General features: G+C 31.8%; 10 protein-coding genes. 8 read left to right on the forward strand and 2 right to left on the reverse strand.

Annotated features, from left to right (window positions below; genetic code table 11):
* Positions 1–2 precede the first annotated feature (2 nt).
* The 4 genes from ric (at position 3) to GKZ88_RS01800 (ending at position 4492) form a co-directional block, all read left to right on the forward strand.
* Positions 3–734, forward strand: a complete 732-nt coding sequence (gene ric / locus GKZ88_RS01785; protein ID WP_155100688.1) for an iron-sulfur cluster repair di-iron protein — start codon at positions 3–5, stop codon at positions 732–734.
* A gap of 261 nt (positions 735–995) precedes the next feature.
* On the forward strand, positions 996–2216 hold the full coding sequence (locus GKZ88_RS01790; protein ID WP_230392447.1) for a cbb3-type cytochrome c oxidase subunit I: 1221 nt from the start codon (positions 996–998) through the stop codon (positions 2214–2216).
* A 411-nt stretch (positions 2217–2627) separates the two neighbouring features.
* Positions 2628–3887 carry an aminotransferase class I/II-fold pyridoxal phosphate-dependent enzyme gene (locus tag GKZ88_RS01795; protein WP_155100690.1) on the forward strand — a complete coding sequence of 420 codons (1260 nt, stop codon included), beginning with the start codon at positions 2628–2630 and terminating at the stop codon, positions 3885–3887.
* Positions 3888–4009: 122 nt separating this feature from the next.
* On the forward strand, positions 4010–4492 hold the full coding sequence (locus GKZ88_RS01800; RefSeq protein WP_155100691.1) for a hypothetical protein: 483 nt from the start codon (positions 4010–4012) through the stop codon (positions 4490–4492).
* 323 nt (positions 4493–4815) lie between these two features.
* Here the strand turns inward: GKZ88_RS01800 and GKZ88_RS01805 are convergent, their stop codons facing one another.
* Both GKZ88_RS01805 and GKZ88_RS01810 read right to left on the reverse strand, forming a co-directional pair.
* Positions 4816–5934, reverse strand: coding sequence for a GTP cyclohydrolase (locus GKZ88_RS01805; protein WP_155100692.1), 1119 nt, complete (start codon positions 5932–5934; stop codon positions 4816–4818).
* A 51-nt stretch (positions 5935–5985) separates the two neighbouring features.
* A complete protein-coding gene (locus GKZ88_RS01810) occupies positions 5986–6954 on the reverse strand; it encodes a transporter (protein WP_155100693.1) in 969 nt (322 codons plus the stop codon).
* Positions 6955–7078: 124 nt separating this feature from the next.
* On the opposite strand from GKZ88_RS01810, the gene GKZ88_RS01815 reads away from it, so the two are divergent.
* The 4 genes from GKZ88_RS01815 to GKZ88_RS01830 all read left to right on the forward strand — a co-directional run bounded on the left by GKZ88_RS01815 (position 7079) and on the right by GKZ88_RS01830 (position 12970).
* Entirely contained in the window at positions 7079–7366 is a 288-nt protein-coding gene (locus GKZ88_RS01815; RefSeq protein WP_155100694.1) for a DUF4834 family protein, read from the forward strand.
* 50 nt (positions 7367–7416) lie between these two features.
* On the forward strand, positions 7417–9879 hold the full coding sequence (locus tag GKZ88_RS01820) for a YfhO family protein (RefSeq protein ID WP_155100695.1): 2463 nt from the start codon (positions 7417–7419) through the stop codon (positions 9877–9879).
* A 289-nt stretch (positions 9880–10168) separates the two neighbouring features.
* The gene (locus GKZ88_RS01825) at positions 10169–11455 is read left to right on the forward strand and encodes a glycosyltransferase family 4 protein (protein WP_155100696.1); all 1287 of its coding nucleotides are present in this window, start codon (positions 10169–10171) and stop codon (positions 11453–11455) included.
* Between the two features lie 45 nt (positions 11456–11500).
* Positions 11501–12970, forward strand: coding sequence for a polysaccharide biosynthesis C-terminal domain-containing protein (locus GKZ88_RS01830; RefSeq protein WP_155100697.1), 1470 nt, complete (start codon positions 11501–11503; stop codon positions 12968–12970).
* The last annotated feature ends 26 nt before the right edge of the window (positions 12971–12996 follow it).

The raw sequence follows: 12996 nt of genomic DNA on the forward strand, positions 1-12996 counted from the left end.
TCATGGAAAATTTAAAAAACAAAACAATAGGATCGTTCGTAGCTGAAGACTTTAGAACAGCAGCAGTTTTCTCTAAATATAAAATCGATTTTTGCTGTAAAGGAAATAGAACTGTTACTGAAGTTTGTGAAAAACAGAATATCGACGCAGCTACTTTATTAGAAAATGTGCTGCAAGTCGTACAATCAGAAAACAATGGAAATGTCGATTTTAATTCATGGCCTCTAGATTTATTGGTAGATTATATTGAGAAAAAACACCACCGTTACGTAGAAGAAAAAACAAATATTTTGCTTCCGTTTTTAGATAAATTATGTAAAGTTCACGGTGGCAATCATCCTGAATTATTTAAGATTAATGAATTGTTTATTGGCTGTGCGGGTGAATTGGCGCAGCACATGAAAAAAGAAGAATTGATGTTGTTTCCTTTTGTAAAGCGAATGGTAAAAATCAAAGAATCTGATGGAGTTTTGAATCAGCCTTCTTTCGGAACCGTTTCAAATCCGATTGCGATGATGATGAACGAACACGATAATGAAGGCGAACGTTTTAGAGCAATTGCCGAATTGACAAATAATTATACACCGCCAGCAGATGCCTGTACCACATACAAAGTGACTTTTGCAATGTTGAAAGAATTTGAAGAAGATTTGCACAAACACATTCATCTGGAAAATAATATCTTATTTCCAAAAGCGGTTGTTTTAGAAAAAGACTTTGTTGAAGTACAATAAAGGTTGATTTAATAGTTCGAAAAGCACCGATAACAATCTTTTAAAATGATAATTATCGGTGTTTTTATTTGAAGAAATGCTATTTTAATAGATTGAGTTTAAAATTATTTAACACATAGAAACATAGATTTTGAAGATAAAAAAAAGATTATTTTAAAAAATCTAGATTTTCACACATAGCTATGTTTGTTAATGCAAGTGAAACGCCTTTAAAGCCGCTGCAAAATCTATGTTTCTATGTGTTTAAAAAATAATCACAATATGAATTCCCAAAAAGCTTGGATTATTTGCTGTTTTTTTAATTTTCTGATTGCCTGTGTTTTCGGATTATTAATGCGGTTTATGTATCTTTTTCCAATAGATTTTTTAAACTACAGTTTTTTGCTTCACGCTCATTCGCATGTAGCGATGCTAGGCTGGGTTTATATGATCGTTTATGTTCTGATTGTTCGTTTTTTTATTCCAAATGAGAAAAGTCAAAAACTAATTTACAATCGTTTATTCTGGCTGACGGAATTTTCAGTTATCGGAATGATGATTGCTTTTCCAATTCAGGGATATGCTTTGTTCTCAATTGTATTTTCGACTATGCATATCTTACTGAGTTATGTTTTTTGCCGATTGATTTGGAAGGATTGTTCTAAAGAAAAATCTCCTGTGCAAAGACTTTTACTGACCTCAATTCTGTTTATGATTTTGTCAACTTGTGGCGTTTGGTGTTTGGGGCCGGCAGTAAGTATGTTAGGAAAACAAAGTGCTTTTTACCAGATTGCGATTCAGTTTTTCCTGCATTTTCAGTTTAATGGCTGGTTTATACTGGCTATTTTAGCTTTGTTTTTAAAACAGTTTCAAGATAAAATGGATGAAGTAAAGTTTAAAAAGTTCTATTATGCCTTAGTTATCTCAACGCTTTTAACGGTTTCTTTTCCAATACGATGGTTTATAGAAAATGATGTTTTGAATTATATCAATGGTTTGGGAGTTTTAATTCAATTAGTCGCTTTTATTTATTTTTATAAAATGCTAAAACCTCAAATAGGTCATTTCAAAAGCACTTTAGATAAAACTGCAAAAATGGTTTATGGTTTGGCATTCTGTTCTTTGTTTTTAAAAGTCGGAATTCAGTTATTAACCGTTTTTCCAAATTTAGCCGAAGTTTCGCATCAAATTCGAAATTTTGTAATTGGCTTTATTCACTTAACAACTTTAGGAATTATCACAGGATTTTTGTTTGGAATCTTGCTTCAGAATAAAATACTTTCTGCCAATTCTTCACTATTGAAAATAGGAGTGAAGTGCTTTATCTTTGGATATATTGCTACAGAAGTTTTACTATTTCTTCAAGGCTGGCTTTTCTTTTTTGAAAAAGGAACAATTGCATTTTACTATCAAAGTATTTTGATATTGAGTCTGTTTTTGGTTTTAGGATTAGTTTTAATGATGACATCCATTAGAAATTTACATTCTGAATGGTTCAAGTAAATAATCTCCCAAGGAACTATAATATTTATAGAATGTTTGTCTACACTATCATAATTAATAATTTCTTCCTTTTTACAGCTGATTATAAATAATGCACTAAAAGGATTACAGGTCAACAGTCCCGTTTTAATTAAAATGCCTTTTTTGGTTTTCGTCGTATTTTGGTTTTCTAAGGTTTTAATTAAGATCAAAAAATAAAAGATGATGTTGTCTTTTTTAGGATAAAAATCATGATCTGAAAACAACTATATGCCTAAATTATAAAGGTTTGAAATGTTTATTTAGGATTTATCTTGTTAAATATAATGAGTTGAATTATTTTCAATAAAAATAATTGAGGTTCTTCATTTTAAATTAATAATGATTATTTTTGCTCGCTGATTAAAGTTAAAATTATTACTACACTATATTATGGTAAAAGATTTATTCGAGAGAATTCAGGACAATAAAGGACCTTTAGGAAAATGGGCTTCTCAAGCAGAGGGCTACTATGTTTTCCCAAAGTTAGAGGGTGAGCTGGGTCCTAGAATGACATTTCACGGAAAGAATATTTTAAACTGGAGTTTAAATGATTATTTAGGTTTAGCTAATCATCCAGAGGTTCGTAAAGCAGATACAGATGCAGCAGCTCAGTTTGGAGCAGCTTATCCGATGGGAGCTCGTATGATGTCTGGACACACTACGTATCATGAACAATTAGAAAATGAATTGGCTGATTTTGTAATGAAAGAGTCTGCTTATTTATTGAATTTTGGTTACCAAGGAATGGTTTCGATCATTGATGCATTGGTAACAAAAAATGACATCATTGTTTATGATGTTGATTCACATGCTTGTATTATTGATGGTGTTCGTTTGCACATGGGTAAACGTTTCACATACAAACACAATGATCTTGAAAGTATGGAAAAAAACCTGCAGCGTGCTACTAAAATGGCCGAAGAAACAGGCGGAGGTATTTTATTTATTACCGAAGGTGTTTTTGGAATGCGCGGACAACAGGGAAAACTAAAAGAAATTGTTGCTATGAAGCAAAAATACAATTTCCGTTTATTAGTTGATGATGCACACGGTTTTGGTACACTTGGAAAAACAGGTGCTGGAGCAGGTGAAGAGCAGGGAGTTCAAGATGATATTGATGTTTACTTCTCTACTTTTGCAAAATCAATGGCTAATATTGGCGCTTTTGTAGCGGCTGATAAATCGGTTATTGATTATTTAAAATACAACTTACGTTCTCAGATGTTTGCAAAAGCATTGCCAATGATTCAGACGATCGGTTCATTGAAACGTCTAGAATTATTGCGTAATTCATCTTCAATTAAAGATAAACTTTGGGAAAACGTTAATGCATTGCAAAACGGTCTTAAAGAAAAAGGATTTAATATTGGAGATACAAATACTTGTATTACACCAGTGTACTTAGAAGGAAGTATTCCTGAAGCAATGGTTATGGTAAACGATTTGAGAGAAAACTACGGTATTTTCCTTTCGATTGTTGTTTACCCAGTTATTCCAAAAGGAATTATTTTGTTAAGAATGATCCCGACAGCTTCTCATACGCTTGCTGATATTGATGAAACTTTAACTGCTTTTGAAGCAATCCGCGAGAAATTAGTTAACGGAATCTATAAAGAAATTGCTGAGCGTACAACAGTTGACGTTTCGTAATTAATTATAAAATAAATTCTCTTAAGTGGGAATTATGTAAAAAAATCCATTTGTTCTACGAATGGATTTTTTTTATTTGGACTAACTTTATCTCAAAATCAACAAAATAAAAATAACGAATTATGAAAAAAGTATTAGCAATAACAACACTTGTTTTAACACTTCTTATTTCCTGTAAAAAAGCAACTGATACTGAACCAGTTCAAATTGAGCCAAAAGCGCCAAAAGAAGCTGAAATAGTAGAACCAGCAGGGGATCAATGTTATGCTTCAAGATCAAACGGATATATTGTTGCGCTAAGTTTTAATGTCAATTCTCATCAAGAGGTTAACGGAAAACTAAGTTATAATTTGACAGGAAAAGATAAAAATGAAGGAACTCTAATTGGTAATATGAAAGGAGATACTTTAGTTGCAGATTATACCTTTATGTCTGAGGGAGTTTCATCTGTAAGAGAAGTTGTTTTTCTGCAGAAAGACGGAACTTTAATTGAAGGATATGGTGATGTGGTTTCGAGCAATGATAAAGTTACTTTTAAAGACAAATCAAAATTAAAGTTCGACGCAAAAAACACTTTGACTAAAGTTGATTGCAAAGTAGAATAAATATAGTTTATAAATTGAAAAATCCATTCGTTTTCGGGCGAATGGATTTTTTTATGTTTTAGCTTTCTAATCTTAATTTGTTTATATAATCACTAGAATGTCCATTCCAATTGCATTTTCTACAACGTTTATTTACAAATTCATGATCGCAATTTTCATAACCGTACAAAAGATGTGCGCATTCTGGACATAAATTTTTCATTCTAGAAGATTTTCTGTAAAATTCACTTTTACATTCATCACAAACAATTATTGAATCTTTAATGTCCATTTTGATTATAGGTTGGCCTAATCACTTTTTACTTTTCACTAATCACTTAAAACTAAAGATTCTTCAAATACGTTTTTCTCTGACAGTGAATTTTTGGATCAAAGTTCTTCCATAATAAATGAATTGCAGTATTCTCTAATAATTCAGGAGTTCTAATGCAGTTTTTGATTCCTTTTTCTGAAAAAGTTTTAAAATATTCGTCAAAAATAAGGGCTGTTACACCTTTATTTTGATAATCAGGATGAACTCCAATTAGGTAAAAAACAACATCTTTACTGTGCTTTCTAGCTTTCAGTAATTGCAGAAATCCAAACGGAAATAATTTCCCTCTTATTTTCTGTAAAGCTTCTGTAAAACTCGGCATTACAATGCTAAAAGCAACTAAATTATCATCTTTGTCAACAACAAACTTAATATATTCAGGATTGATAAAACTGATGTATTTCTTCTTAAAATATTCTTTTTGAACATCTGAAATCGCTACAAAAGAAGCCAGTTTTTCGTACGATTCATTAAACAAATCAAACATTTTGTCTACGTGAGGCATAATGTCTTTTGTTTTGGTAAAATTAAGTGTTCTCAGCTCATAACGTTTTTTGATTAACGCCTGTGCTTTCTGAAAAAACTCTGGTTTTACGTTCGAAAAAGGAAAAATACTTTCGATATATTCTTTTTCAACTTGAAAACCCAGCTGTTCAAAATGCGTTACATAATAAGGATGATTGTACCATGTAATCATTGTCCCAACTTGGTCGTAGCCTTCAGTCAGCACACCAACTTTGTCTAAATTTGAAAAACCCATTGGGCCTTCTGTGTGCTCCAGATTGTGTTTTCGGCCTAATTCGTACACTTTTTCAAGTAATGCTTTGGTAACTTCAATGTCATCAATTACATCAAACCAGCCAAAACGTACTTTTCTTTTATGCTGATTATTAACTTCTGCCCAGTTGATAATAGCTGTAATACGGCCAACAGCTTCGTTATTTTTATAGGCGATATAAAAATAAGCTTCGGCATTATCAAAAGCAGGATTTTTTGTTTTGTCAAAAGATTCCAGTTCATCAGCAATAATAGGAGGAACCCAATACGGACTGTCCTTATAAAGTGAAAATGGAAATTTTATATATTCAGTTAATTCTTTTTTAGTTTTGGCTTCTTTAATTGTAATCATTAAGGTGGTATTATAAGATTCTCTTTTCTTGAAGAGACTTAGTTATAAAATTTATTCGTATTTAGATTTTCGTTTTCTTTCTTTTTCTTGGTAGTCGATCTCTTTTTTATTATCGTCGTTTTTATCTGCCCTTTCTTTGTTTTTGACTTCTGTCAGTTTTTCTTTATACCAGCCGTCATAACGCCACGAAACGCCGATTCCACCATATAATATTGAAGGCGTATTTTTGAAGTTTGTGCTTATAGAAGCGTCCACCTGCATATTTGTTGAAAGCAGATAGGCGGCACCTCCACGAACAATTGCGTCACTGTAAAAATCGCTTTTGTATCCTTGATTTTCTATAAATCCAGACCATTTGTCGTTAAATCCGTGGGTCAAAGTTAAAACATATCCATAACTCGGATAATCGGTACCAATATAATCTGCAATGATATTGGTTACAAAAACCCATTTTCCGCCTCCAAATAAGTTTTGAGTTACCAATGCTACTTTAGGCGAAATGGCACTTTGTGGAGAAAAATAATAAGGATTGTCTGCACCAACAAAATTTGCTCCTGCAAATATAGAAACTGCTGGAATTAATTCACGCCAGTTGAACGTATAATTAGCTTTGAAGCTGTAAATATTGTTTTCTCTTTTGTAATTTTTATAAGGATCGTAGATTAAATATTTAGCTCCTAAAACAGTTTGTCTGAAATTGTTTTTTTTGTAGCTGGTGTATGGAGTATCAAAGTTTTCCATTTGATACTGCACATCAAGCACAAATTCTAATTGTTCTAGAAAAGCACCATATCTTAGCGTAAAATCGGTACCAAAACCGCTTGCATCATAATCTAGCAAATCGTGTTTCTCCTTGATTCCATAAATACCAAGTTCGGCCTGAATTACTGTTTTTCCTACTGCATAAGCAGACATAGTTTCGCCGGGGCGGTTTGAATTGATAACATCGGTATATTGTCCGAAAAAGAAATGAGGCACAAAAAAAAGAGCTGTAATAAATAATTTTTTAATTTTTAACATAAATGTATTTTTGGATTAAAAACTTATAACGCATTTCAAATGTACTATATTTTATTATTTATTTAAGATTGATATTTTAATTTTAAACAGCGGATTTACTAATTTTGGCAAAAATTATATAGTTATGCAAGAAGCATCTTTTACAAACTTGTTTAAAACGATAATGTGGATCATTGCGTTTTATTATATTTTTAAATTTTTAGCTCGAATCTTTTTGCCAGTATTGGTAAAGAAGGCGGTTGAAAAAGCAGGTGAAAATTTTCAGAGACAGCAGCAGTATACCCAGGATAACTCTTGGCAGAAAACTCAAAATAAGAATAATGATGAAATAATCATTAACACTGCTAATGCTAAAAACCCGCGTGAGACCAAAAAAGTGGGTGATTATGTTGATTACGAAGAAATAGATTAAGTTTGTATCCTGAAAAATTAGGATTCATCATTTAACCAAACCTGCCAAAATTGAAAATAGTAAATAAGTTCATTCCGCACGCCCTTGTAATATTGGGCTTTATTCTCGTTTCATTAATTTATTTTTACCCGGTACTGCAGGGAAAACAAATTTACCAGTCAGATATTGCACAGTACACCGGAATGGCAAAGGAGCAAAATGACTTTAGAGCCGCTGAACATACTGAACCATATTGGACTAATTCTGCTTTTGGCGGAATGCCGACTTATCAGTTAGGTGCAAATTATCCAAATGATTTTGTTGGAAAAATTGACGATGTTTTGCGTTTTTTACCAAGACCGGCGGATTACTTATTTCTATATTTCTTAGGTTTTTATGGACTATTATTAGTTCTAAAAACAGATCCTTTAAAAGCTTTTATAGGCGCGATCGCGTTTGGATTTTCTACTTATTTAATTATTATTCTTGGTGTTGGACATAATGCGAAAGCACACGCAATTGCGTATATGCCTCTTGTTATCGCCGGATTTATACTTGTTTTTCAGAAAAAATATGTCTGGGGAGGGTTGCTCACCATGTTTGCGGTTGCATTAGAAGTTAATGCAAACCACTTTCAAATGACGTATTATCTTTTGATCTTCTTATTGATTCTTTCAGGTTATTTTGCTTTCAATTTTATAAAAGATAAAGAATATAAACCGCTTTTAATTTCGATTGGAACTTTGGCTGTGGCAGGAATTTTTGCTATTGGCGCCAATGCCGGAAATTTATTGGCAACAAGCGAATATGCTAAATTCAGTACAAGAAGCAACAGCGAATTGACTTTTAATCCAGACGGGACTAAAAAGACAAACGAGAACGCATTGAGCCGTGAATATATAACAGAATATAGTTATGGAATTGCAGAGAGTTTCAACCTTATTGCACCACGACTTTTTGGAGGTTCTAATCATGAAAATGTTGGAACAGACAGCCGTATGTATTCGTTTATGACGGAACACGGCGTATCTTCAACTGATGCCGAAAATTTTGTATCAGGAATGCCAACGTATTGGGGAAATCAGCCTATTGTAGCTGCACCTGCTTATATTGGAGCTGTGGTTTTCTTTTTGGCAGTTTTAGCTTTGTTTATTGATGACCGAAAAATAAAATATGTATTCTTAAGCGGAGCTTTATTTTCATTGATACTTTCATGGGGTAAAAATTTCTCTTTATTGACAGATTTTTTTATTGATTATGTTCCAATGTACGATAAGTTTAGAGCAGTTTCTTCAATTCAGGTTATTCTTGAATTATGTATGCCTGTTCTTGCTGTTATGGGAATTCAATCCTTTTTCAAAGCAAAAGAAGAACCAAAAACACAGCAAAAAGCACTTGTTCAAACAGGAATTTTTGGTCTTGGAGTTATTTTGATTTTGGTAATTGCGAAAGGTTTCTTTCATTTTTCAGGAAGCAGTGATAGTTACTTCATGGAAACTTACGGACCAGACTTCGTCGATGCTTTAAAAGAAGACAGAATGTCTTTGTATTCAGCAGATTTACTTCGTTCAGGGTTTTTTATTGTGGTAACTTTTGGAGTTTTATGGTTGTTTATTAAAAACAAATTTTCTCAGACAACAACTTTAGTTATTGTTGCTCTTTTAATGATTTTTGATTTATTTTTTGTAGATAGAAAATATGTTTCTCCTAAAGATTTTGTAAGTCCAGTTCAAATTGCAGCACCGTTTCAGGAAACAGCAGCTGATGCTAAAATTTTGGAAGATAAAACTATTTACAGAGTTTTCGATATGAACGGAAATATGTCAAGCGCAACAGCTTCTTATTTTCATCATTCTATTGGAGGTTATCACGCTGCAAAACCAAGAAGAATGCAGCAATTGTTTGATTACCAAATTGGAAATAGGTCAAAAAAAATGAATATTGAAGTGCTTAACATGTTAAATGTTAAGTATGTAATTCAGACAGATTCAACTGGTGCACCTATACCAATAATTAATCCTGAAGCAAATGGAAACGCTTGGTTTGTAAGCGATCTAAAACTAGTAAAAAACTCAGACGATGTAATGAAAACTTTAGATCATATTGATACTAAAAAAGTAGCAGTTTTCAACGTTAATGAAAATGGAGTTAAGTCTAAAAATACTCCAATAAAAACTCAATGGGATACAACTGGAACGATTAAAGTTGTTGAATACAAGCCAAATTATATTAAATATCAGTCTGATAGCAAAAATGATGGTTTAGCTGTTTTCTCTGAAATCTATTATAAAAACGGTTGGAATGCTTACCTTGACGGAAAGTTGACAGATCATTTCCCTGTTGATTATGTTTTAAGAGCAATGGAAGTTCCTGGTGGAAAACATACTATTGAGTTTAAGTTTGAACCACAGGTAATTAAAACTGGAGGAACGATCACTTTAATAAGTTCAATTGGAATGTTATTGCTTTTAGGTGGCGGTATTTATTTTGAGAATAGAAGATCTAATAAAAACAAAAGCGAATTTAAAGTTTAAAATTTCTCAATGCGATTTTCTAAGATTCTAAAGATAATTCTCTTTGTCATTTTTGACTTATTGATTTTTGTTTTTTGCGGAATCTACATGATGGGATATGATGACTTTTATAATGAAAGTCAAGGAGAATACTTTAGTTTTTCAAGCATGAAAACGGAGTATAAGATGGTCTGGGGATTTTATAATTTTTGGATAGTTTTAAATTGCTTGCTTTTATTCTATATCATTTATCGAGTATATAGAAAAGTGACTCTAAAATAATTTTACCTTAAACAATAAACAATTTTCATTGGAACAAAAAAAGCTCTTAATTATTACGTATTACTTTCCACCAGCAGGAGGACCGGGCGTACAGCGCTGGCTGAAATTTGTAAAATATCTGCCAGATTTTGGTGTTCAGCCAATTGTTTATGTTCCAGAAAATCCAACTTATCCAATTGTTGACGAAGGTTTAGTAAGCGAAATATCAGATAAAGTAATTGTTCTTAAAAATAAAATTTGGGAACCGTATCAATTGGCTTCTGTGTTTTCAAAAAATAAAACCAAGAAAATCAGTTCTGGTATTTTTCCACATAAAAAAAAGCAGACGTTTTTAGATAAGACTTTCCTTTGGATTCGTGGCAATCTTTTTATTCCAGATGCACGCGTTTTCTGGGTAAAACCTTCTGTTGCTTATCTTGAAAAATATATTAGGGAAAATAATATCGATACCATTGTGACTTCGGGACCACCGCACAGTCTGCATTTAATCGGTTTAGAATTAAAAGAAAAATTAAATGTAAAATGGTTTGCTGATTTTCGTGATCCGTGGACAACTATTGGCTATCACAAAGCATTACGTTTATCATCTTACGCTGAAAAAAAGCATAAAAGTTTAGAGCATAAAGTACTTAATACTGCAGATACGATTATCGTAACGAGTAAAACTACAAAAACTGAATTTCAGGCGATTACCAATAAGCCAATTTCAGTAATTACAAATGGATATGATATCGAAAAGGTTGAAAAACAGCCTTTGGATACAAAATTCACGCTTGCACATATTGGCTCATTTTTATCTGATAGAAATCCTAGATTTTTATGGGAATGTCTTGTTGAGCTTCTTCAGGAAATTCCGGATTTTAAATCTCATTTAGAAATTAAATTAATTGGAGCAGTTAGTCAGGAAGTTTTGGATGCTATTGAAGAATTTAAACTGAATGATTATTTGAATCTTTTGGGATATGTTTCGCATAATGAAGCAATTGCTCATCAAAAAAAGTCGCAGGTTTTGCTTTTAATCGAAATTAATTCTGAAGACACCAAAAGTATTATTCCTGGAAAACTGTTTGAATATATGGTCTCAAACCGACCAATTATTGCTATTGGACCTCAAGGTTCTGATTTTGCCGATATTATTACTGAAACGAATACAGGAGTATTTTTTGATTATTCTGAAAAAGCGAAGTTAAAAAGTGTAATTTTGGACTTTTATAATCAATTTTTAGAAGGAAAATTACAGTCTAATGGCGTTGGTTTACAGCAATATTCCCGAAAAAACTTGACAAAACAATTAGCACAATTGATTAGTGAATAATCTAATTTTGCAAAAAATCTAAAATCTAAATTCAGAAATCCAAAAATGGGTATTGTCTTAAATCAATCTTTCAAAAATACTATTATTACCTATATAGGTTTCGCAATTGGAGCCATCAATACACTTTATTTGTATCCTGTTTTTCTTGGTGCAACTTATTATGCGTTAACGAATTACATTACTTCGGCAGCAAATGTAATTATGCCTTTGTTTGCTATTGGGATGCAAAATACCTTAGTAAAATTCTATTCACAATATAAAACAGAAGAAGAGAGGGAACAATTCCTATCGTTTACAGCATTATTTCCTGTTTTGATGTGTATCCCATTAGGAATTATTGGAATCTTCTTTTATGATGATATAACTGATTTTGTATCCAAAGAAAATCCCGTAGTAAGAGAATTTATGCTATTGATTCCGTTTATCGGAATATGTATGGCTTATTTTGAAATCTTTTATGCTTGGGCGAGAGTACATATGCATTCGGTTTTTGGAAATTTTATAAAGGAAGTTGGTTTAAGACTGCTTTCGACTATTGCTTTAATTGGTTTATATTTTAAATGGATTTCATTAATTGAATTTGTATATGTAACTGCGATAATTTATTTCTTTGCATTTATAGTAACAATGTTTTATGCTTTTTACATCAAAAGGCCAAAATTTCAGATTACAATTCCTGAGAATGTAAAGAGCGTAATGGAATATACCTTTTTTATTATCCTTTCAGGAAGTGTTGCCAATTTACTTTTAGATGGAGATAAATTGATGTTGAATCAATATATGAAAATCGAAAATATCGCTTATTATTCTGTAGCGACATATATTGCTTTGGTAATTTCAGTTCCGAGTCGTGCAATGCATCAAATTGTATATCCAATTACAGCAAAATTGATGCATGAAAATAAGCATGATGAATTGAATTCGCTTTACAAAAAAACCTCTATTAATTTACAAATGGTCGGCGGGTTTGTGATGCTGTGCATTTTTGTAAATATCAGTCAGCTTTATGAATTGGTTCCAAAGGAATACAGTGGTGGAATTGCTGTTGTATTTATGATTGGATTATCTAAATATTTTGATCTGATTTTAGGCAATAACAACGCCATCATTTTTAACACTAAATACTACCGAATGGTATTGTATTTAGGACTTATGCTGGTTGTTTTGACTATTGTTCTGAATATGATTTTTATCCCAATTTTCGGAATTTTTGGTTCTGCATTTGCCACACTGCTTTCTATTACTTTATATAGTTTGGCAAAACTTCTTTTTGTGGTTAAAAAATTGCATTTATATCCTTTTACAAAAGAAACTATTTACTCGGCATTGCTGACATTTGCATTGTTTTTAGTGTTTTATTTCTGGGAATTTCCATTTTTTCAATTGATTAGTATCGCTTTAAAATCAATTTTGGTTACGATTTTATATGTGTATCTGAATTATAAATTTAAAATATCTCCAGACATTAATAGGGTTATTGATAGTTTATTAAATAAAGTGGGAATTAAAATTTAGTACGATTTTTTTTGGAAAACGAAAAG

It is taken from the genome of Flavobacterium sp. LC2016-01, from assembly GCF_009711135.1.
Classification (GTDB): domain Bacteria; phylum Bacteroidota; class Bacteroidia; order Flavobacteriales; family Flavobacteriaceae; genus Flavobacterium.